The organism is Halocola ammonii (assembly GCF_049334165.1).
In the GTDB taxonomy this organism is placed as follows: Bacteria; Bacteroidota; Bacteroidia; order Flavobacteriales_D; family Sanyastnellaceae; genus JBEGHD01.
In genome coordinates this window covers 1-22286 of the sequence record NZ_JBEGHD010000013.1, presented here as the reverse complement: position 1 = coordinate 22286, position 22286 = coordinate 1, and the positions used below count along the sequence as shown (strand labels likewise).

The window sequence follows — 22286 nt, the reverse complement described above, 5'->3', positions numbered from 1 at the left end:
CTGATTATGAAACTTGTTTTTTGCAATACTCTGATAGCATTGTTCCTGCTATCAACATCAGTAAGTTTAGCTCAAAAACCAGCAGACGAATTTAGAACCTACAAGGAGCGCTATCCGGATGATCCGTATGTGGTTTTGAAAACAGAAAAAAACCTGGATATCGAAATTAACAGTGGCAAACCTGTTATTTCGTATTCGAACGCATACAAGAAGTTTTACCTGTCGGAAAATGCGAGCCGATTTACCTCAGAGTCGGTTTCACATTCCGACTTCAGGAAGCTGGAAAACATTGAGGCCTATACCCTAATCCCCAAAAAAAGACGCTACAAAGAAGAGGACGTAGGGAATTTTCAGGTGAGCGATCTCAGTGGAGGGAGTATTTTTTATGATGACAGTAAAAAAACCTCTTTTGATTTTCCGCTGGTGGGCAAAGGCTACCAATCCTTCTACAGGGCCAACTTTACTATCACCGATCCTCACATGTTGCCTATGTTTTACATCGGCTCATACACTCCTGTTGAAAAAGCTGTTTTCACTGTTCGCTATGACAAGAATGTTGAAATGGAGTTCACTCCTATCAACATGGAAGGCCTTGATGTTGAAATGACAGAACAGGACCTGAGTACAGAGATGGTTCGTACCTGGACAGTGAAGAATGTTCCAAAAATGGAGTATGAAAGCGGTGCGCCAGGTGCACTTTATTTTGCACCACAAATTTTGGTGCGAATGAAATCATACAAAAACCAGTCAGAAGAGGTTCGAGTCCTGGGGGATGTCAATGATCTGCACAACTGGTATTGCGACTTCATTCAAGAATCAGAAAAAGACAATCCCGAGCTGCAAGCTATTTCGGATAGCATAGTGGCTGGACTTGAAGATGAGATCAGCAAAACTAAAGCACTCTACTCCTGGGTAAAAAGTAACATCAAATACATTGCTTTTGAAGATGGCTACAACGGATTTATTCCTCAGAGTGCAGCCGAAGTTTGTCACAATCGCTATGGCGATTGCAAGGGCATGTCTAACTTACTGTTTCAGTTAATGCGCCTTCAGGGAATAGAAGCTCAGCTGGCCTGGGTCGGCACTCGCGAATTGCCCTACAAATACGAGGAAAACCCCAGTCCCAGTGCCGATAACCACATGATTGCCGCACTAAAGTCGGATGGACAGTACTACTTTCTGGATCCTACACACAGCAACTTGCCCTTTGGTCTTCCTTCACCATTCATTCAAGGTAAGGAAGTAATGGTAAATAAAGACTGTGAGTCTTTCGAGGTTGTGGAAGTCCCGATGATCGAAAGTGAAAATAACCTGACTAAAGATTCTGTTTCTGTAAAAATTGAAGGAACAAATCTGACTGGTACAGGTCGCCTCGAACTAACCGGATTCAGCAGAATGACTTTCATGGATAGAATGAGTACCATGAGCAAAAGTGAACTTCGAAAATACTGCCGCAACTACTTGTTGAAAGGTAGCAACAGATTTATTCTCGACTCTATGTCGATCAGCAATACTGACAACGCACAAATGCCGCTTTATCTGGATTACACCTTCCACATCCCCGACTATGTGATTGAGGTAGATGGTGAAGCATTTGTAAACCTCAACCTCGACAAGCTGGATCAGCCTACAAAGTTTGAAGAAGAAAGAAAGCTTCCCTACGAATCGCGATTTAAGTCTCTTCGTGAAGAAATTGTGGTCTTCGAGACCGATCCATCTCACCAAATTAGCGAGATTCCAGACTCGAGCAGTTTTAGTCACGAACAGTTCGAATTCACCAACAATTACAAACAGCATCAAGGTGTTTTGGAACGTAGAATGCGCTACGACAACCGTTACATAAAACTCGAAGGTGAAGATTTTAACGCCTGGAACGAATACGTCAACAAGCTGCAGACAAGTCACTCTCAGCAAATTGTGATAAGAAAACCGTCTAACCAAATTATATCAGAAGAAGAATGAGACTATTTGCCACAACTCTCTCACTGATGCTCATTTCGTTCATGAGCTTCAGTCAAAATGAGCTATTGAATTATTCCTGGCAGGAAGACCCAAATTATGACTCACTAATTGCTGATGTAGCCGATCTGGAGGTGGCTACAATTCTCGACAAACGCATTGTAGACATGGTCTACGAAGGGTCTGAACAAGGGCTCACTGAGTATTTTCTGATGCATCAGATGATCTATGTGAACTCTGAAAGCTCTATTGAAGAAAACAACAAAGTCTACCTGAACCTAAATCAGTCTACCGAATTGGTTGACTACGATGCGCGGGTGATTACCCCAGCAGAAGTTAAAGTTCTCGGTGAGGATGCCTTGAAAAAAGGAACTACTGAAGAAGGAGACACCTACAAGTACTTCGCTATGGAAGGTGCTGAAAAAGGATCTATCATTGAGTTCTATTACATCATGAACCGATACCCGAGACTCACTGGCATTTATCTTCCATTCCAGTCAGATTACCATGTGGTAAAAAACGAATTCGGCATTTATTCACCAGAGAATTTAATTATCGCGACCAAAAGCCTAAACGGCTACCCAGAGTTGGAAAAAGACACTGCGATTTCTGACTACAATGCACTCGAAGTGGAAATGTCTAACATTCCCGCACTTTCGGACGAGGAGTTTGCAAACATCCAGGGAAACCGAATGGGCGTGCTCTATCATCTCAAAGAAAATTACGCCACGGGCAACAGCAATGTTTACAACTACGGAGATGTAAGCCAAAGAATTTTTGAGTCTCTAAACCCAGAGATATCGAATAGACAACAACGAAAACTCGAGAAGATTCTAAAGAATGCACAGGTTGCGATTTCCCTCGGCAAACGAGACGAAATTCTGAAAATCGAGAACTACGTGAAAACAAATTTCGCCATTGTAGAAGCAGGCGCTCCTGAACTAAGCGACCTCGATTTTATTCTTGAAAACAATGTGTGCAACGAGACTGGTGCGACAATGCTACTTTACCAGCTGTATAAAATGGCAGACATTTCTCCAGAAATCGTGCTCACCTGTAGCAGATACGATGTTCGATTTTATAAGGATTTCGAATCTTACGTTTACCTCGACACTTACTTGCTCTATTTCCCAGAGATAGACGAATACCTAATTCCCTCCGGGACACTCTACCGCCTGGGACTTTTACCCTTTGGATACATCCACAACAATGGTCTTTTTATTAAGTCTGTAGAAGTGGGCGGGATGCGATCTGGCCTCGGACGTGTGAAGTTTATCCCGGCTCCTCCGGCAGATCACTCTCAACAAAACATGAAGATCGATGTGGCCTTTGCCGAGGACATGTCGAAACTTGAAATTGACTACGACCAGGAGCTAACAGGCTATTATGCATTCAACTTTCAACCTTACTTCACTTTCATGGAGTCTGAAAGCGACAAGGACGATTTGAAAGAGGGTATTGCTAAATCGATTAATGAAAACATCGAAATCAAAGAAGTGAAAACACGCAACGAAGGTGTCGATAAGCTGATGAAGAAGCCTTTCATCGTGAATTGCAGTTTTAGTTCTGCTGACTACCTCGAAAATGCCGGTGATAAAACTCTCTTTAAAATTGGCCAGCTCATTGGAGAGCAAGCGGAACTCTACCAGGATGAGGAGCGAATCAATCCGGTTGAAAACACTTACAACCACATGTATTCGCGAGAAATAACATTCACGCTGCCCGAAGGCTACGTCTGCAAAAACCTGGATGATCTCAATCTGAGCGTAACTCCATTCAAAGATGGAAATGATGGAGCCGGTTTTACTTCAACCTATTCGGTAGACGGTAATAAGGTTACAGTTACGGTTGATGAATACTACACTCAGATGGAGTTCCCAGTGGAAGAGTATCAGCCCTACCGGGAGGTAATTAATGCCGCTGCCGATTTCAATAAAATCACTCTGGTACTGGAAAAGTCATAACAACATGAAATACCTAGCATCAATTCTCACAGTCGCCACATTACTCGTGGCCTTCTCATCGTTTTCTCAAAATGACGACTCTCTTGAAGAGGTCAGGGAAAAATTCAAAGGGGTTGAGGACCCTCAAAAAATTATGAACATTGCCAATAGCCTCAACGTGGAAGGTGAAGCTTTAAACTACGCTGACTACGAAAAGGGAATGGCACAGCTTGACCTTAACAGGGTACAGGATGCTTTTCAGACGTTTAGCACAATTGTAGAGCGCGATCCAAATAATTATTTCGGCTATCTCGGTCAGGGAAGCACCTTACTAAATGTTGGACAATACGACAATTGCATTACAGTGTTGACCAGAGCCATTGAAGTAGCCGAAGCAGATTCACTGAAAGCCGTTGCAAAATTTAATAGAGCCACTTGTCACAACCGTGTTGGCAATAAGGATCTCGCTCTGGCAGACCTCGAAGAGGCTTATGCCACCGACACTAATGACGTGGGGTTTATCAACAACCTTGCAATGCACTACGGAGACATCGGACGAAATGAAGAAGCTCTTGCATTGGTAAAAAGACTCGTGGAACTAGACCCCGATTTTGAAGGTGCCTATTCAAACCTCGGATTTCAATTGTCAGAAATGGAACGCTATGAAGAGGCTGAGGATGCTTTCAAAAAAGGCCTGGAAAGACATCCCGACAGCCCTTATATTTTGAATAATTATGGGTTCGTTCTTTATAAGCTCGGGAAAAACCGACAGGCCAAAAAGAACATTAAAAAGTCGCTCAGAAAAATGGAGACCAATGCTTACGCCTATCGCAACCTCGCGATTATTGCCATTGATGAAGAAGATTTTGACGATGCCTGCGAAAACATTCAACTCGCTCTTAAATACAACTTCACAGAGCTCTACGGCCCGGAAGTGGAGAAACTAAAAGAAAAGCACTGCATAAACGATTAATCAAATCATCGCACAGAAAAAATTGAAAGCAGAAGATTTATGTCTTCTGCTTTTTCTTTTTAGCAGCTGGGAATAAAATGTTGTTCAGAATCAAACGGTAACCCGGTGAGTTGGGGTGCAAATTCAAATCAGTTGGTGGGTCACCAACCCGGTGAGTGTAATCTTCCGGATCGTGGCCTCCGTAAAAAGTCCAGTGACCTTTACCCATGTTCCCGTGGATGTACTTTGCAACTCCGATGCTCTTGGTTTCGCCCATCACAAGCACATCAGGCTTCAGATACTCTGTGTGAAAAGATGTGGTTTGCCCCATGAACCCGGGAATCACCTGTTCGTGCGATTGAGTGAGGAGCGTTGGCACGATGTCCCATTTGGCGGAATACTCGAACAAGGTGAAAAAGTCATTGATCTGCCCGAGCTTGCTGTGAGCTCTTGTGGCATCGATCGATGAGAACTCATAGACCATTGGATCCTTTTCCAATTGGAAGTCTGTGAATGCAAAAGTCCTGTCGAATTCCAGAGCGGACTGAGCATTTGGCGCCATCGGATCTCCGTCAAACATGCTTTCGCAAATGTCTGTGTTTTGAGCAGCCAGCGCAATGTCGAACGAATCCGTACCTGAACACATCGTGAAAAGGAAACCGCCACCGAGTACAAAGTTTTTTATCTCCTTCGCCACAGCGCCCTTCATTTCCGAAACCTTGTTGTAGCCGAGCTGAGCGGCCATTGCCTCTTGTTGGCGCACTTCTTCCTGATACCAGGCGGCATTTCTAAAGCTTCGATAAAATCGGCCGTACTGTCCAGTAAAATCCTCGTGGTGCAAATGCAGCCAGTCGTATTTCGGCAATTCCATCCCAAGCACATCGGGATCGTAAACCATGTCGTAGGGAATTTCTGCGTACGTCAAAACCAACGTCACGGCATCGTCCCACGGCAGGGCGCTTTTGGGCGTGTAAACTGCAATTTTGGGCGCCACTTCCAGCTTAACCTTTTCCATGTTTACTTCCGGATCGGCAATTTGGGCGTAGATGCTCTGTGCCTGCACATCGGCAATCACCTGGTAGGAAACACCACGAATGGTGCATTCTTCAGAAATATCTCCGTAGTTGTCGATCAGGAAACTCCCTCCACGATAGTTGAGCAACCACTCTACTTCAATTTCATTTTGCAAAACCCAGTAGGCAATTCCATAAGCTTTTAGGTGATTGGACTGATCATCGTCCATTGGAATGAGAATCTTCGACCCTTGCATTGAAAAAGTGATTAGTGCAAAGAGCAAAAGAGTAAGGATCCGTTTCATCATATTTCGTGTACTTTCTTTCAGTTCAACTCCCAGAGGATACAAATATTACCCGAACGAGCAAATTTGCCCGAAGTTACGAATGCAAAAAATCATAACAGCCTACTCCTTCCGGTCGTCTCGTTTTTGAGATGGAGGTTGAAAGTTAGCGCTAATTCATCAATTGAAAAAGCAAAAAGAGTAAAGCTAAAAGAGATGTTTAGAATGGAACATCGTCATTAGAAAAGTTGCCTCCCGAATTGCCAAAGTCATCGTCATCATCGTCATTCATACTTGAGCTCACAGTAATGGTAGTCGGCTCGCCTTCACCCTGATCAAATTCATTGCTGGGTTTCATTGCAGAACCGTATCCGTCACTGTTATCGAAAGAAGCGTTCAGGTCAGTAAATTTCGCCAGATGGCCAATGAACCTGAGCTGCACATCTTGAACCGCACCATTTCTGTGTTTGGCTACGATCAACTCTCCCACACCCTGAGTTGGCGTTCCGTGGATGGGGTGTTCGGTGAAGCCGTAATATTCCGGACGATAAATGAAGCTCACGATATCGGCATCCTGCTCAATCGCACCAGATTCACGCAAGTCGGAAAGCGTTGGTCGTTTGTCACCACCGCGGTTTTCAACATTTCGCGAAAGCTGAGAAAGCGCGATAATCGGAATGTTCAACTCCTTGGCAATCCCCTTGATCGAGCGAGAAATCTGGCTGATTTCCTGCTCGCGGTTCCCACCTTTATTGTCTCCCCCACCGGTCATCAACTGAAGGTAATCGATAATCACCATGTCGATACCGTGCTGTGCTTTTAGTCTTCGGCATTTTGCACGAAGCTCAAAAACAGAAAGCCCCGGAGTGTCATCGATAAAAATCGGAGCTTCGGTGAGTTTACCAATTCGCTGGTGAAGCTGCTGGTACTCGTAATCTTCGAGCGATCCTTTTCTGAGCTTTTCTGCTGAAATCTCTGTCTCGCTGGCAATCAAACGCTGAACAAGCTGAACCGAAGACATCTCCAGTGAAAACAAAGCCACAGGTACGTTGTGATCCACAGCCATATTTCTCGCCATAGAGAGAACGAAGGCCGTTTTACCCATGGCAGGACGCGCGGCAATCACGATCATATCGGAGCGCTGCCAACCGGAAGTGAGTCTGTCGAGATCTTTAAATCCTGATGGAATTCCAGAAACGCCATCAGTGTTTTTTCTGGCCGCTTCAATCTGGTCGATCGCCTCTTTCATCACGTTGTTCATGCGGTCGTAATTCTTGCGAATATTTCCTTCCGCTACATGAAAAAGGTTGTTTTCTGCTCGATCAAGCAAATCGAAAACATCGGTCGTTTCTTCGAAAGCTTCCTTGATCACATCACCGGAAATGCGAATCAACTCGCGCTGAATGTATTTTTGGGCTATGATACGAGCGTGAAACTCGATGTTGGCAGTCGAAGCCACCTTATTGGTGAGCTGCGAAATGTAGTAAGGTCCACCGACAAAATCGAGATCTCCGGCCGACTTCAATGCGTTGGTCACGGTGAGGATATCGATCGGGTCACCGGTCTGAAAGAGTTTCTGAATGCACGCGTAAATCTTCTTGTGAGCTTCTTTGTAAAAGCTCTCCTCGTGAAGGATGTCAATGGCCTGATTGACTGCTCCCATCTCGAGCATCATTGCACCGAGAACAGCCTGCTCGAGATCAACGGCTTGCGGCTGTAACTTACCGTGTTCCATTGTATTATCCGACAACAGATTTCTCACCGCCTGGGTGCGATTTTTGCGCGAATTATTTGATTCAGTTTCTTTCATGGGGCGTCAAAGATAGTATTCGGTAAACGCTGAGAATGGATTGAACTGTCCTTTTTAAGTCAAAAGTTTTCAATGGGAGTTATGAACAATTGTTGATAGCTCTGAAGTCGATTTTCAATCAGAGAGTTACCTCCAGAATTTGCTTTTTCTCATAACTTTTGACCATATTTAAACTATGAAAATGTCTCCTTTTAAGATAGGATTTTTCCTCCTCACTACCACTCTGTTTTGTGCATTGATATCAACAACCGGTTGTAAAAAAGAGGATACCGAAGCGCCCTCGGTAGATATCACTTTCCCGACTGGCAACCCGACTTACAATGTGCTCGACACTATCGAAGTAGCTGCCCAGGTAGAAGACAACGAAGGAATAGAATCCGTTTCATTTTCACTGACGAATTCGGGAAATGCCACAGTTGCTTCCGGCACTTTTATCTCTGCTGGCGGCAATGCCTCAGATGAATTCGTTGGTGTAATTCCTGTCACAAATATTCAGTTGTCCAGTGGAGTTTATTTTATCAATGTGGTGGCCAGTGATGGCAAAAACGAAGGAAGAGACTTCCTGGAAATTCAACTCAATGAAGTGCCGCTTGAGAGAGAAGCGGTATTAGTTTTTAGCCGATCGGCAACCTCCGATTTGCAAGTCGATACGCTGGGAGAAAACAACGAACTGGCCACAGCCACCAACTTCTCGTCAGACTTCACTTTTGGAGCAGCAAACTCACACAGCCAAACAGTTTTGATCACCGGAGAACAGTTTGACGGAGCCTCAGTTCTGAACTTTCCCGACTTCGAGCTGATCTCTCAAGCTCCTTCGCTGAACGAGTCGAGCGAACCGTTCTACAACGACCTCTACTTATCTTCTTTTGACAACGATTTTTACGTAACCTCTCGAGACGATAGGATTAGAAGCTACAACGGAGTCGGCAATCAGCAACTGATCATCCAAACGCAAAACAATTTTCGGCCATTTGAAATTGCAGCCAACGAGGATCACATTTTCGTTGAAGAAGTGCAAATCGGAAACGGCAACAGAAGACTCTCGATTTACAATCGCTCGAGTGGAACTTTCTTTCAATCTGCACCCACCCAATTTGATTTTGTAGACATTGAAACGGTTGACTCAGATCGAACTCTCTTAGCTGCAAACGACCAGGACGGAAACGGCCGCGTGATCTTCTACATTTTCAATGGAAACTATTTTGACGAAATCAACTCAACTCTGCCCGATGGAGCTATCCACGATCTTTGCAAGGTTGATGACAACAACTTTTTGATCGCCCACGATGACGGTATTTTCCGCTACTCACTCGTCAACAACAACATCTACAACGTGAGTCCTGGAATAGCTGCAGAACACCTCGCCTACGACCGGGCAACTGGCGCCATCTTCGCATCTGAAGGAAACGAGTTCCACGCCATTAGCTACCAAACCGGCAGCACAGTCGCGACATACTCCGTGGACAATCCAATTGAGGGAATTGATGTGATGTACAATAAATAGAAAAAGCCCGTCCTCTTTCGAAAACGGGCTTTGAGTTTTTCCTTTAATTCTCTTTAATTATGGAGATTGATAATAATCTTCAATCATCGCTCTTTTTCAACCTAAACGTAACAGGTAAGGTAGTACTGGTTGGTACTGGTTTTGAATCCATTGTGCTAGGTTCAAACCTTTTCTCTAACGACTTAAGCGCCTTTATGACCGCCTTGTTAAATATTCTGTTTGACGATTTAACAATTTCTATTTCTTCTATTTCACCAGATTCTGAAATTGTGAATTTAACGTGGACGTCACCTTCGATTCCCTTCTTAGTGGCTTTCTTTGGATACTCCAAACTTTGCATTAAATCACTCAGAAATCCACTGTAGCCTCCTTCATAGACAGGCAGAGTATTAATGTGCAGCTTCCCATCTGGAGTGTACACCGAATCCACTGCTCCAGTGAACCTTTCATTCTGAGCATGAGTCAACAATGCACACGAACTCATGAAAAACATTAACAATACTACTCTCATCATGAAGTGATTATAAGTCACGTAATCAATTAAACAACCTCAAAGAATCAGACTGTTTAAAGCTGAAATGCTTCTTTCACTTTGTCAACGTAGTCGAGTTTTTCCCAGGTGAAAGTTTCCACCTCTTTTTCTACTACAGTTCCGTCAGGCGATGTGAAAGCTACTCGTTTTTTCTCAGGAGTTCTTCCCATGTGTCCGTAAGCGGCTGCCTCTTCATAAATCGGAGAGCGGAGATTCAATCTCTTCTCGATGGCGTAAGGGCGCATGTCAAAAACTTCCATCACCTTTTTGGCGATTTCTCCATCGTTCATGTCCACCTTGGAAGTTCCGTAAGTGTTTACGTAAAGCCCCATTGGCTCCACCACTCCGATGGCGTAAGAAACCTGAACGAGCACTTCGTCACAAACTCCGGCAGCTACAAGGTTTTTGGCGATGTGGCGAGTGGCATAAGCTGCACTTCTATCAACTTTCGAAGGATCTTTTCCGCTGAAAGCTCCACCTCCATGGGCGCCTTTTCCACCGTAAGTGTCCACGATGATTTTTCTTCCTGTAAGGCCGGTGTCTCCGTGAGGACCACCAATCACAAACTTCCCGGTCGGGTTGATGTGATATTTGATTTCTCCGGTAAACAACTTCGCCACGCGGTCGGAAACTTTCGCCTTCACGCGGGGAATCAAAATCTCAACCATGTCCTTGCGGATCTTGTCGAGCATTTTTTCGTCAGAGTCGAACTCATCGTGCTGGGTGCTGATCACAATCGAGTCGATGCGCAGCGGTTCGTTGTTGTCTGAATATTCGATGGTCACCTGCGATTTTGAATCTGGTCGCAGGTAAGTAATGTCTTTGTTTTCTCTTCTCAGTGCTGCCAGTTCTTGCAACAAAAGGTGAGCAACGGCTAGTCCGATGGGCATGTAGTTGTCGGTTTCGCGGCAAGCGTAGCCAAACATCATTCCCTGGTCTCCGGCTCCCTGCTCTTCAGGGCTTTCGCGATCAACACCGCGGTTGATATCGTCACTTTGCTCATGGATGGCGCTCAGTACTCCGCAGGAGCTGGCGTCAAACATGTAGGCGCTCTTGTTGTAGCCAATGCGTTCGATGACTCCGCGGGCGATTTTCTGCACATCGAGGTAAGTGTTCGATTTCACTTCTCCCGCAAGCACCACCTGTCCGGTAGTTACCAGCGTTTCGCACGCTACTTTAGAGTTTTCATCAAAGGCCAAAAAATTGTCGATCAACGCATCGGAGATCTGGTCAGCCACCTTGTCGGGATGTCCTTCAGAAACGGACTCTGAGGTAAACAAATACGGCATTTTTTTATACGTTTTAAAAGATTAAAAAAAGATGGCCAAGCCGCAATGAAGCGCTTTTTTAGCATTTTTTTCGGTGGTTGCAATAGGCCAAATCCTTCCACGCATAGCGTGCAAATGTAAAATTTTCAGTTGGATTTAAATACGAGGTCAAAACTTGTCAATTCGAAGCTTCAACACCGGCAATTTCTACTGTCCGAGAAATCAATTCCAAAAAGGTGGCAAGGGAACAATTGCCCGGTGCACCTGTTCTATAGACAGAATCAAAAACAAAATCAAAATGGGTATTAAAGAAAAAGCAAAAGAAGTAGTTGATAGAACAGATGATTTTATAGCCGAAAAAGGACTTGGAAGCAGCTATCTGGAAAAAGCCAGAACAGCTCAGCGCAATTTAAATTTTGCGGCAGCGGCAGCAAGTGTTGTTGTAATTGCCGGAGTGGCAATTTGGTTGGTAGCAAGGAAATAATCCTTGTTGCTAACAGCTATTATCAAATTCATTCATCGGCTTCAGAGCCTCACCTATCATTTCACAACAAACCTCTTCAATCGGGAATCATCTCCATTGCCTAGTTTTGAAATGTAAACTCCACTGGAAAGATCGGAAACGTCAATTCTATTTGGATATGAATTAATAGTTCCGATTTTCACTATTTCACCAAAAGAATTGAATATCACAAATTTGGTGTCCTTATAAATGTGTAGAGGAGCTGAGATATTGAGTATTTCAGTTGTAGGGTTAGGAAAAATATTGACTTCCGGATCAATTGGGCAAATGGTGGTTACTGCAACAATAAAATCACAAGGCGTTTCGGGATCGACCGTGTAGGCAAATCCCGTGTTATCCGAATAACAGCGGAATGGACCACCTTCATTCACATCTGTCACACAATAAGGTGTTGGAAACATATAAGTTTGCGATCCAAGTTTTGCTATAATTTCATCCCCTAAAAACTGATTGTTCTCAGCTGAATGGATGTAAAGCTTCTTGAGCATTTCACCATCGATCTCGACCATTTCAACGCTGTCCACTACGACCTGATCGGCTTCACAAAGATCCTCTCCAGGTAAACTCCAAATGTCCCCAGCTTCAGCCGTAAAATCGTAAAGGGTATAAAACTCGCCTTCGTGGTAGAAATAAACAACACTATCTTCCTCGTAGGTGAATTCCAGTCCGGTGACTCCCGAAGAGTATTCTTCATTGACAAAGTCGTAGGTGTTACTTTCCCTTTGAAGCTTGTCGCAGCTAATGCCATTGATCAAGGTGTCACCAACTCGTTCGATTTTAACGTAGCCCTCGACAGCAAAGCCATTGGTAAAGTTGTAGTGCCACGTGGCTCCTTCTGGCGCCCAGGTTTGGGCGGTTGTGAATAAAGATGCTGAGATAAAAATGAATAGTAATACATGTTTCATAATGTCAGTGTTTTGGGGTCTAATGTTGAACAAGGAGCCTTTGAGTTGAGTTTCCAATTGCACTTTTCAGCTTCAAAAAGTAAACTCCGTTCGGAATGTCGCTGACGTAAATCTCGAATTCCTTGCTTGATGAATTCAACAATTTCTCTTTAAGAGTCCGGCCCTGTAGATCGATGATTGAGATACTTTTTAGTACTTCTGATTGATGGTTTTCAAACTTGACTTGAATCCTTTCATTTGCAGGGTTTGGAAAAATTTGAAATTCGACTGATTCGATTTCGTCAATTCCGACCGGGACCCAATTACAATTTTCGTAGTCGATTAATTCATCTATTCGATCGGTTTCGTAGACCAGGGTTGAGGCGCTATGCCCGCAAACCAAAAATGCTCCTATATCCTGCAAGGTCGTTCCTGATGCATTGGTCAAAAATTCAGTGATTGAACCTACGCCTTCTACCCAAACAATTGGATAAGACAAATCGAAGTCCAGATTCGTCAGGTGAAAAACTTTACGTTCTGATCCATCTAAAAAATTCTCCATCAAGACACTATCCACTCGAAGACTGAAAGTTTCCTGATCCCAGAACTGGCCTGACGACACAGACTGAATGGTATCTCCTACTTCTGCAGTCCAGTCGTAGAGAATGAACTCATCAGCTTCGTATTCTTCCCAATCGGTGTTTTTCAAATACCAAACGCCAGCTTCTTCTCTTACCAGAAAATTCAAATCATCTTCATCCTCTGAGTAAGGTTGCGGATGTTCTCTCCAAACTTCACCGTCCAATTCAATCTCTCCTCCCCAGACATGCTGAACAGGAGTATGAATGACCTTTCCAAAACCTGAGACACTTGTTAGGGAATAGGTGTAGACCGATCCTTCGGGCGGCAATTGCCAAATTTGTTGAGAGAATCCAAATGAAACAGCAAAGACAAACAATAGAGAAATAGTCAGTTCTTTCATAAATTTTGATCTTAGTTAAGAAAGGTAAGTTAACTAACTTACAAGACATCACTCCATTCCCCTACTCAACACGTCTCTAATTCTGAGCACACTTCTAAAATCCATGATTATTTTACAGTCATTCACTTTCACATTCATTTATTATTACATTTGTTTCGAAACTTATCAAGAAAGACGGAGGGACTAGGCCCTGTGATGTCTTAGCAACCCGGAAAAGCCGGGTGCTAATTCCTAACCCAATCCAACACGGCTTGGGAAAGATGAGGTAAGCGACTCAAACTGTCCTTTTACACATCCCCCGCAATTTCCTGATAAGTTCATTTTTTGAAAACCGGCTGCGGCCAAATTTTTATCAGGAATGAACCAATCCCTTCGCGAAGCTGCTGAAAAGCGCATTTTGATTCTGGACGGTGCAATGGGCACGATGATCCAGCGACATAAACTCACGGAAGAAGACTTTCGGGGCACTCAATTCGCCAATCACCACATGCCGCTCAAAGGCAACAATGATTTGCTTTCCATCACTCAGCCGGAGATCATCCGACAGATTCACAAGGATTATGCTGCTGCTGGAGCCGACATTTTAGAAACAAACACCTTTAGTAGCACGAGCATCGCACAAGCCGATTACGGACTCGAAGATCAGGTGTATCAACTCAACTTTCAGTCAGCCAAAATTGCAAAAGAAGTCGCTGAGGAATTCACAGCAAAAAATCCTGGAAAGCCTAGATTTGTGGCTGGTTCGATCGGCCCGACCAACAAAACCGCATCCCTTTCGCCCGATGTCAACAATCCCGGCTTCCGAGCCATTTCTTACGACCAACTCGTAGAAGCCTACGAGGAACAAACCCGAGGTTTAATCGATGGCGGAGCCGACATTCTTTTAGTGGAAACCGTCTTCGATACCTTGAATGCAAAGGCTGCGCTTTTCGCCATCCAACAGGTTTTTGACAAAAACGGAGTTGAGCTACCAATAATGGTTTCGGGAACCATCACTGATGCTTCCGGCCGAACCCTCTCAGGACAAACAGCTCAAGCTTTCTTGATTTCGCTCAGCCACGTTCCGCTCTTTAGCATCGGTCTCAACTGCGCCCTGGGAGCCGAACAACTAACACCTTACCTATACACATTGGCTACGGAAGCACCATTCTTCATCAGCGCGCACCCCAATGCAGGATTGCCTAATGAAATGGGTGAGTACGATCAGTCACCAGGAGAAATGGCCGAACAAATCAAAGGATACCTCGATCGAAATCTCGTGAACATAATTGGCGGATGCTGCGGAACCACTCCCGAACACATTGCAGAAATTGCACAAACAGCTGCTCAGTTCTCTCCTCGAAAGCTGCATCACACAACTGAAACTACAGCCTAACATAACCTGCAAATGACCTACACTACAGAACAGGCAACACTCAAACTGTCAGGGCTCGAACCGCTGATCGTCACTCCTGAATCCAATTTTATCAATATTGGAGAGCGCACCAATGTGACTGGTTCCCGAAGATTTTTGAGATTGATCCAGGAGGATAATTTTGACGAGGCTTTGGAAGTGGCCCGCGAACAAGTGGAAGGCGGAGCCCAAATCATCGATGTCAACATGGATGAAGGTATGATCGATGGAAAAGCAGCCATGGTGAAGTTCCTCAATCTGATGGCGGCAGAACCAGACATTGCCAGAGTGCCGGTGATGATCGATTCCTCTAAATGGGAAATCATTGTGGCTGGACTAAAAACCGTACAGGGAAAGTCGGTAGTAAACTCGATCAGCCTCAAGGAAGGTGAAGAAAAATTTATTCAGCAAGCGAAAACAGTTCTTCGCTACGGTGCAGCTGTTGTCGTTATGGCATTTGACGAAAATGGACAGGCAGATTCACTCGAACGCAGAATCGAAATCTGCGAACGCAGTTACAAGGTGCTCACTGAGAAGGTCGGGTTTCCGGCCTCTGACATCATTTTCGATCCGAACATTTTCCCTGTAGGAACAGGCATGGACGAGCATCGAAAAAATGCAATCGACTTTATTGAAGCCACGCGTTGGATTCGGAAAAATCTGCCAGGAGCTCACGTTTCAGGAGGAGTCAGCAACATCTCGTTTTCCTTTCGCGGCAACACTCCCGTGAGAGAAGCGATGCACGCTGCTTTTCTCTATCACGCCATCAAGGCAGGAATGGACATGGGGATTGTGAATCCAACCTTACTGGAGGTTTACGATGAAATCCCAAAAGACCTTCTAGAGCATGTTGAGGATGTGCTTTTCGACAGAAGGGAAGATGCCACAGAGCGCTTGCTCGAATTCGCAGAAATGGTAAAAGGCGGTGAGAAGAAAAAAGAAAAAGATCTGTCGTGGCGAGAAACCACCGTTGAAAAACGCCTTGAACATGCTTTGGTGAAAGGAATCGCTGAATTCGTTGAAGAGGACACAGAAGAAGCACGACTGAAAATCAAGAGCCCGCTGAAAGTAATCGAAGGACCCTTGATGGCCGGAATGAACGTGGTCGGTGACCTTTTTGGTTCCGGGAAAATGTTTCTTCCACAAGTGGTGAAAAGTGCCAGGGTGATGAAAAAATCTGTGGCCTACCTCCTTCCCTACATGGAAGAAGAAAAAGACGAAGCTTCACGAAAAGCCGGAAAAGTACTACTGGCCACTGTAAAAGGTGATGTCCACGACATTGGGAAAAATATTGTTTCGGTAGTTCTCGCCTGCAACAACTACGATGTCATCGACCTGGGCGTGATGGTACCGGCAGAAAAAATTCTGGAAACAGCTCAGAAAGAAAAAGTGGACCTGATCGGCCTCAGCGGGTTAATCACGCCTTCACTGGATGAAATGATTCACGTTGCCGAAGAGATGGAGCGCAGAAAAATGGACGTTCCGCTGCTAATTGGCGGTGCCACCACTTCTCGTGTTCACACTGCCGTGAAAATCGACCAAAAGTATTCCGGACCTGTGGTTCACGTCAACGATGCCTCAAGAGCCGTAACCGTTGCAGATAAACTGCGCCATGCTCACAGTCGCGGGGATTTTAGTGCCGAAATCGACAAAGAATACAAAAAGGTAAGAACCAACTACGAGAATAAATCGAACACGAAGAAATACCTGAGCCTTCAGGATGCTCGCGATAACAAGCCTAAACTGGACTTTTCGGAGAAAACCATTGTCGAGCCGAAAAAAATCGGTGTTACAAACCTGAATGATTTCCCAATTTCGGAGCTGGTGCGATACATCGACTGGACTCCATTTTTCAGAACCTGGGAACTGGCAGGTAAATTCCCACAAATTCTTGAAGATGAAGTTGTAGGCGAACAGGCGACACAGGTTTACGAAGACGCTCAAAAGCTGCTCACCGAAATCCTCGAAAAAAATCTTTTGAAAGCCAATGGCGTGGTGGGGCTTTTCCCCTGCAATGCCGAAGAAGACGACATTTTGGTGGATACTAAAGCTGGTCAGGAAAAGCTGATTACTCTGCGGCAACAGACTTCTAAGTCGGCTAAGGCAAGCAACATAGCTCTGGCTGATTTCATCGCCCCAGCAGACTACGGAATCCAGGACTACATTGGTTGCTTTGCAGTCACCACCGGAATCGGTCTTGACAAGCTCGTAAAGAAATTCGAAGCCGACCACGATGATTACAACTCCATCATGGCCAAAGCTCTGGCTGATCGACTTGCCGAGGCTTTTGCAGAGTTTCTTCACGAAAAGGTCCGAAAAGAAATTTGGGGCTACCAACCGGATGAAAAACTCACGAATGAGGAACTGATTACTGAAAGATACAAAGGAATTCGCCCGGCACCGGGTTATCCTGCTTGTCCCGATCACCTCGAGAAAAAGACACTCTGGAAACTTCTCGATGCCGAAAAGAGTACCGGCATCACACTCACCGAAAGTCTGGCAATGTCTCCGGCTGCGTCAGTTTCCGGCTATTACTTTGCCCATCCCGAAGCGAAATATTTTGGCCTCGGAAAAATTACAAAAGATCAAATTGAAGATTACGCAGTGCGAAGAGGCATTTCTGTTGAAGATGCAGAAAAATGGCTGAGGCCAAATCTCGCGTACTGATCACAACGATAAAATTATTTGAATGAAAGTCACAGACCACATCAAAAACGCAAAGTCTACACTTTTTTCAGTGGAACTTCTACCTCCACTCAAAGGACAAAACATAAATTCCATTTTCGATACCATGGACGAGCTCATGGTGTTTGATCCGGCCTTTGTCGATGTGACTTACCATCGCGAAGAATACGTTTACAAGGACAGAGGAAATGGTCTGCTCGAAAGAAAAACCGTTCGAAAGAGACCTGGAACCGTAGGGATTTGTGCTGCGCTTATGAACCGCTATAAAATAGACACGGTTCCTCACATCATCTGTGGTGGGTTTAATAAAGAAGAAACCGAAAACGCCCTCATCGATCTGGACTTTCTCGGAGTTGACAACGTGCTGGTTTTGCGCGGAGATCCAATCAAGTCCGAAGGGCGTTTCAAACCCGAAAAAGACGGCCACAGTTTTGCAATCGACCTGCTAAGGCAAGTGGACGAGCTGAACAAGGGTAAATATTTAGACCCTGATCTGGAAAACCCAAACTCTACCGACTTTTGCATCGGTGTAGCCGGCTATCCCGAAAAGCACTACGAAGCTCCCAACATGAAGTCCGACCTTCGCTATCTCAAGCAAAAAGCCGATGCCGGTGCAGAATACATCGTCACGCAGATGTTTTTCGATAATCAAAAATACTTCGAGTTCGTAGATCACTGTCGCGATGCTGGAATCAACATCCCGATTATTCCCGGATTGAAGCCGATCACAACCAAAAAACATCTGAGTATTCTTCCGCATTATTTCTACACCAACCTCCCTGACGAGCTGGTGGATAATGTTGAAAAAGCGAAAGACAATAACGAGGTTAGAGAAATTGGCACCGATTGGTGTATTCGACAATCCAGGGAGCTAAAAGAGGCAGGAGTGCCTGTACTCCACTACTACTCAATGGGACGATCAAAAACGATTTCGGAAATTGCAAAAGCTGTTTTCTAATCAACCGGAATAGGCCTTCTTTGAAAAAGAAATGAAAGATCATCAATTCTTTCAGTCTCTTGATAGAGCGATTTTACCTGATCAAAATCGTCAGGTGCCACCATGGATTTGTCAATTGAGAAATGAATAGAGATTAAAAACTTTCCAGTATCAAGCTCTGTAACTTCCGTTGAAATCGAGCCAAAGGAATTCTCGAATAAACTTTCGAACTCACTGATGTTGGTCCATTCAAATCCTTCGGGGAGCTCCACCATTACATTAAAAATATCGTCATACTGAAAGTCTGGGTAATAAGGATCTATCCTGTCTTTGATCTCAAATATTTCGGGGAAAATGATCAGGTTAGTCCAGCCGTCAAACGGTACTTCCACAATTCCATTTCGATTTCCAGCAATCGGACTCGCAGCCTCATCCAAAACTCGATTGAAGTTCAATTCGAAACTGCTTTTGTAGGGGTAAACTCTTTGAAAGTTTGTGAGTTTCGCTTCTAAACCGTCACGGCCTTCAGCACTCTCAAAAAGATCCGTGTAGTAGTTATCGTGAATCCATTTGTCTTCATCTCCATAGCGCAGGTAATTCCGCAAAACAGTAGACATTTGACCCGAAAGCCTGATATCCGTGTTAAATCGTGTACTTGAAAAGCTAGAATCAAAACTTACCTTCATATTCGTCATCCGCATGTTCTCGTACTTATTGTAGTAAAAGAGCGTGTCGATGTTAAAGTCGCAATCATAACGAGACCACAAGTCAAATGGATTTACGTTCATGGCCGTGGATCCTTCCAGGTAAAAAGGGTATTCGCTCACTTCCAATCCACCTCTATTGCTTTTGGGCCAAAGCAAAAAAGTGCCGCCCTTTCCATAAATTTCGAACATCAAATCGTTGTTCATTGCACGAGGCAGGTATTTTTCAGAGAATCGGAAATAACGAGAGTCGTCAAGAAGAACAATCCTGAAAGGTACTTCCATGCGCATTAAGATCTTTGCATAAAGGTGGAATCTACTGATGTCTCTCAACTCATCTTCTGCTACGTGAAGTCCAATATTCTCCAGCGACATATCTTCCAAATCATAATATTCCTCGTCAGCCAGGTACTCGAATGAATCATTTATCTCCTGATGAATGAGCATCGCTTTTACTGCAGGATCTGATATTTTATTCCTGGACGATACTTCCTCGATAAAGTCATCAATCATCTGATTTTGACGGTCAAGCAAGATCCTTTTTTTACTAATGCGATAGAACATTGGCAGTTTGTAAAACCGTCTTTGAAGCACTTCTCGCCAATAAGGCAAGTAACGATATCCACCTCCGCGATAAAAGTCCTTGAAAATCTCTCCGTTAGTATTGAAACGAACTCCGATCCAGTCAATATCTTTGTATGGTCGGCCATTAAATGCATATAGATTCTCCGCAAGAGCTTCCCTGCTCCATCGATAAACATTTTTTGATCCATCTTTAAACGAAGTGTCCGGTTCAACACCAGATAGCTCAAGTCTGCGAATGTCTTCATGTGAAAGCTCAAAATAAAATTCTTTCTTAGGGTTTTCGTCACCAAGAAAAACTCGAAATGAACTGAACGCGATCCAGTTTTCCTCATATGGCACTTCGTATTTGTAATGAACTTGAAGAATGTCTCCAGGCGTCAGATCCAATAGCTTAAAGTCATATGTAAAGTTCGGTTCATCCCGATTGAATATACGCAAGGAATCATCTTCGAAAACTGCTGTCTTCAAAACTCTTTCGGTGTTTCCATAGCCTGTCAATTTTCTGGCCTGAAAACGAATAATGCGCACATTAAAATATTGAGCTGGGAGTGGAGTATCTAATTCTTCAAGACTTCTAGCATCTGCAAATGGATCTGTAGAAACAGGGATAGGAAGCTTCAAATTGCCATCTTGCAATTGTTCACTGCTTACCCTAAAGCACATTTTACGCTCAACGAAAAGTCTTATAAACCTTTCCTTTTTCCATTTAAAGTCATACGAAAGTGAATCGTATAGAAAAGTACCAGGCAACAACTTATCTTGAATTACAGGCACTGGAGTGCTGCTCCAGTCATCGGGCGTTTTCAAAAAATCCTGATACTGACCAACTGCAAATTCTGCAATCAATAGAAATAGTGTTGCTATAAAAGCAATTCGCACAAGGGGGTGTATTTATTTTTTCCTAAAGAAAAGTCTTAGAGGAACACCCTTAAAGTTAAAGTTTTTTCTTAATTGATTTTCTAAGAACCTCTTGTATGGGGCTTTCACATACTGAGGTAAGTTGCAAAAAAAGGCAAAAACAGGAGCCGAAGATGGCAGCTGCGTCACATACTTGATTCGAATATACTTCCCCTTTATTGCAGGAGGAGGGTTGTGATTAATGGCTTCCAACATAATCTCGTTTAGCTTCGAAGTTGGAATGCGCGTCTTTCTGGCCTCATAAACCTCCAGGGCTGTCTCTAGCGCCTTGTGAATTCTTTGCTTCGTGACATTAGATGTGAAAACAAGTGGAATGTCAGTATATGGCTCAAACTTCTTTAGAATGGTCTTTTCAATAGCCCCATAAGTTGAGTCGTCTTTATCAACCTTATCCCACTTATTGACCAACACAACAACTCCCTTATTTCGCTGGTGGATATAGTAAAATATACTCAGGTCCTGCTTCTGAACGCCTTCTTCTGCGTCAATAAGCAGCAAGCACACATCACTTTGGTCAATTGCCTTAATAGTTCGGACTGTCGAGTAATACTCAAGATTCTCGTGGACCTTACTCTTCTTCCTTAAACCGGCTGTGTCTGTAATAATGAAGTCAAACCCGAAGGCAGAGTAGCGACTATTGACACTATCCCTTGTGGTCCCAGCAATATCTGTCACTATTGCTCTGTCCTCTCCAATAAGGTTGTTGATCAATGATGACTTACCAACATTCGGACGACCAACTACTGCTAATTTAGGAAGATCTTCGTCATCCTTCACAGGTTCTACTGGTAACTGATTGACAATAGCATCAAGCAAATCTCCAGTTCCATAGCCATTATTGGCACTTATAGAATAAATTTCAGAATCAATTCCCAAGGAATAGAATTCAACCGATTGAAACTCTTTATCTCCAGTATCTACTTTATTGGAAACGAGTAGTACAGGCTTCTCTGAACGTCTGAGCATTTTTGCAATCTGTTCATCGTCCTCCGTAATTCCCGTTAAAGAATCCACAACGAAGAGAATTAAATCTGACTCCTGAACTGAAATTTCAACTTGTGCTCTGATAGCATCATCGAATGCCTCGGTAGAATATTTTAGGTAACCTCCCGTATCAATAATATTGAACTCGCGATCTCCCCAATGAACAGATCCATATTTCCTGTCACGGGTCACACCACTTGTGGGGTCGACTATCGCTGCATTTGATTCAGTAAGTCGATTAAAGAGAGTGGACTTACCCACATTGGGCCTTCCTACTATTGAAACAAGCTTTGACATAACAGTTAAATATATCTTAAAACAGGTATATACCAACAAAAAAAGCCCCTATTTGGGGCTTTTAAAAAAGTGGCAACGACATACTCTCCCAGGTTTAACCTAGTACCATCTGCGCTGGTGGGCTTAACT

At 44.0% G+C, this 22286-nt stretch carries 16 protein-coding genes and 1 riboswitch; of the genes, 8 read left to right on the top strand and 8 right to left on the bottom strand.

Translation table 11 applies throughout. The features are described 5' to 3' along the window. Positions 1-6: 6 nt before the first annotated feature. Genes ABHV44_RS12990 through ABHV44_RS12980 form a run of 3 tightly spaced genes read left to right on the top strand, consistent with a single transcriptional unit; the run spans position 7 to position 4875 of the window. On the top strand, positions 7-1962 hold the full coding sequence (locus tag ABHV44_RS12990) for a transglutaminase-like domain-containing protein (protein WP_459075132.1): 1956 nt from the start codon (positions 7-9) through the stop codon (positions 1960-1962). Beyond that, complete coding sequence (locus ABHV44_RS12985; protein ID WP_459075131.1) at positions 1959-3923, top strand: hypothetical protein; 1965 nt, start codon at positions 1959-1961, stop codon at positions 3921-3923. The genes ABHV44_RS12990 and ABHV44_RS12985 overlap by 4 nt, the downstream gene beginning before the upstream one ends. Positions 3924-3927: 4 nt before the next feature. Next, complete coding sequence (locus tag ABHV44_RS12980; protein WP_459075130.1) at positions 3928-4875, top strand: tetratricopeptide repeat protein; 948 nt, start codon at positions 3928-3930, stop codon at positions 4873-4875. Positions 4876-4912: 37 nt separating this feature from the next. On the opposite strand, the gene ABHV44_RS12975 is transcribed toward ABHV44_RS12980, so the two are convergent. Beyond that, a complete protein-coding gene (locus tag ABHV44_RS12975) occupies positions 4913-6172 on the bottom strand; it encodes an asparagine synthetase B (protein ID WP_459075227.1) in 1260 nt (419 codons plus the stop codon). Positions 6173-6371: 199 nt separating this feature from the next. Further along, on the bottom strand, positions 6372-7961 hold the full coding sequence (gene dnaB, locus ABHV44_RS12970) for a replicative DNA helicase (RefSeq protein ID WP_459075129.1): 1590 nt from the start codon (positions 7959-7961) through the stop codon (positions 6372-6374). 181 nt (positions 7962-8142) lie between these two features. Here dnaB and ABHV44_RS12965 point away from each other — a divergent pair, with 181 nt between their 5' ends. Next, positions 8143-9465, top strand: coding sequence for an Ig-like domain-containing protein (locus ABHV44_RS12965; protein WP_459075128.1), 1323 nt, complete (start codon positions 8143-8145; stop codon positions 9463-9465). A gap of 79 nt (positions 9466-9544) precedes the next feature. Here the strand turns inward: ABHV44_RS12965 and ABHV44_RS12960 are convergent, their stop codons facing one another. Next, positions 9545-9979, bottom strand: coding sequence for a TonB family protein (locus ABHV44_RS12960; RefSeq protein WP_459075127.1), 435 nt, complete (start codon positions 9977-9979; stop codon positions 9545-9547). A 53-nt stretch (positions 9980-10032) separates the two neighbouring features. Beyond that, positions 10033-11286, bottom strand: coding sequence for a methionine adenosyltransferase (gene metK / locus ABHV44_RS12955; protein WP_459075126.1), 1254 nt, complete (start codon positions 11284-11286; stop codon positions 10033-10035). Positions 11287-11563: 277 nt separating this feature from the next. Between metK and ABHV44_RS12950 the strand changes: the two genes are divergently transcribed. Further along, on the top strand, positions 11564-11749 hold the full coding sequence (locus ABHV44_RS12950; RefSeq protein ID WP_459075125.1) for a hypothetical protein: 186 nt from the start codon (positions 11564-11566) through the stop codon (positions 11747-11749). Positions 11750-11805: 56 nt separating this feature from the next. Here the strand turns inward: ABHV44_RS12950 and ABHV44_RS12945 are convergent, their stop codons facing one another. Together ABHV44_RS12945 and ABHV44_RS12940 are read right to left on the bottom strand one after the other, a co-directional pair. Continuing rightward, positions 11806-12693: a T9SS type A sorting domain-containing protein gene (locus ABHV44_RS12945; RefSeq protein WP_459075124.1), complete on the bottom strand. Its 888-nt coding sequence runs from the start codon at positions 12691-12693 to the stop codon at positions 11806-11808. 19 nt (positions 12694-12712) lie between these two features. After that, positions 12713-13654: a T9SS type A sorting domain-containing protein gene (locus ABHV44_RS12940; protein WP_459075123.1), complete on the bottom strand. Its 942-nt coding sequence runs from the start codon at positions 13652-13654 to the stop codon at positions 12713-12715. 159 nt (positions 13655-13813) lie between these two features. Beyond that, positions 13814-13921, top strand: a riboswitch (SAM riboswitch). A 91-nt stretch (positions 13922-14012) separates the two neighbouring features. Between ABHV44_RS12940 and ABHV44_RS12935 the strand changes: the two genes are divergently transcribed. The 3 genes from ABHV44_RS12935 to metF are packed head-to-tail and all read left to right on the top strand — an operon-like array spanning position 14013 to position 18690. Further along, entirely contained in the window at positions 14013-15029 is a 1017-nt protein-coding gene (locus ABHV44_RS12935) for a homocysteine S-methyltransferase family protein (protein ID WP_459075122.1), read from the top strand. Between the two features lie 12 nt (positions 15030-15041). Continuing rightward, positions 15042-17714 (top strand): methionine synthase, encoded by a 2673-nt coding sequence (gene metH, locus ABHV44_RS12930; RefSeq protein ID WP_459075121.1) that lies wholly within the window; start codon positions 15042-15044, stop codon positions 17712-17714. 22 nt (positions 17715-17736) lie between these two features. Beyond that, positions 17737-18690, top strand: a complete 954-nt coding sequence (metF, locus tag ABHV44_RS12925; protein WP_459075120.1) for a methylenetetrahydrofolate reductase [NAD(P)H] — start codon at positions 17737-17739, stop codon at positions 18688-18690. On the opposite strand, the gene ABHV44_RS12920 is transcribed toward metF, so the two are convergent. After that, entirely contained in the window at positions 18687-20804 is a 2118-nt protein-coding gene (locus ABHV44_RS12920) for a hypothetical protein (RefSeq protein WP_459075119.1), read from the bottom strand. The genes metF and ABHV44_RS12920 overlap by 4 nt on opposite strands. A 45-nt stretch (positions 20805-20849) precedes the next feature. Next, on the bottom strand, positions 20850-22157 hold the full coding sequence (gene der, locus ABHV44_RS12915; RefSeq protein WP_459075118.1) for a ribosome biogenesis GTPase Der: 1308 nt from the start codon (positions 22155-22157) through the stop codon (positions 20850-20852). Positions 22158-22286 lie beyond the last annotated feature (129 nt).

What these genes read in the sequence shown, in the direction of transcription:
- ABHV44_RS12960 (WP_459075127.1), bottom strand. Translation starts at nt 9,979, where the DNA reads ATGATGAGAGTAGTATTGTTAATGTTTTTCATGAGTTCGTGTGCATTG.
- ABHV44_RS12945 (WP_459075124.1), bottom strand. Translation starts at nt 12,693, where the DNA reads ATGAAACATGTATTACTATTCATTTTTATCTCAGCATCTTTATTCACA.
- ABHV44_RS12965 (WP_459075128.1), top strand. Translation starts at nt 8,143, where the DNA reads ATGTCTCCTTTTAAGATAGGATTTTTCCTCCTCACTACCACTCTGTTT.
- ABHV44_RS12980 (WP_459075130.1), top strand. Translation starts at nt 3,928, where the DNA reads ATGAAATACCTAGCATCAATTCTCACAGTCGCCACATTACTCGTGGCC.
- der (WP_459075118.1), bottom strand. Translation starts at nt 22,157, where the DNA reads ATGTCAAAGCTTGTTTCAATAGTAGGAAGGCCCAATGTGGGTAAGTCC.
- dnaB (WP_459075129.1), bottom strand. Translation starts at nt 7,961, where the DNA reads ATGAAAGAAACTGAATCAAATAATTCGCGCAAAAATCGCACCCAGGCG.
- ABHV44_RS12985 (WP_459075131.1), top strand. Translation starts at nt 1,959, where the DNA reads ATGAGACTATTTGCCACAACTCTCTCACTGATGCTCATTTCGTTCATG.
- metF (WP_459075120.1), top strand. Translation starts at nt 17,737, where the DNA reads ATGAAAGTCACAGACCACATCAAAAACGCAAAGTCTACACTTTTTTCA.
- ABHV44_RS12975 (WP_459075227.1), bottom strand. Translation starts at nt 6,172, where the DNA reads ATGAAACGGATCCTTACTCTTTTGCTCTTTGCACTAATCACTTTTTCA.
- ABHV44_RS12990 (WP_459075132.1), top strand. Translation starts at nt 7, where the DNA reads ATGAAACTTGTTTTTTGCAATACTCTGATAGCATTGTTCCTGCTATCA.
- ABHV44_RS12940 (WP_459075123.1), bottom strand. Translation starts at nt 13,654, where the DNA reads ATGAAAGAACTGACTATTTCTCTATTGTTTGTCTTTGCTGTTTCATTT.
- ABHV44_RS12935 (WP_459075122.1), top strand. Translation starts at nt 14,013, where the DNA reads ATGAACCAATCCCTTCGCGAAGCTGCTGAAAAGCGCATTTTGATTCTG.
- ABHV44_RS12950 (WP_459075125.1), top strand. Translation starts at nt 11,564, where the DNA reads ATGGGTATTAAAGAAAAAGCAAAAGAAGTAGTTGATAGAACAGATGAT.
- metK (WP_459075126.1), bottom strand. Translation starts at nt 11,286, where the DNA reads ATGCCGTATTTGTTTACCTCAGAGTCCGTTTCTGAAGGACATCCCGAC.
- metH (WP_459075121.1), top strand. Translation starts at nt 15,042, where the DNA reads ATGACCTACACTACAGAACAGGCAACACTCAAACTGTCAGGGCTCGAA.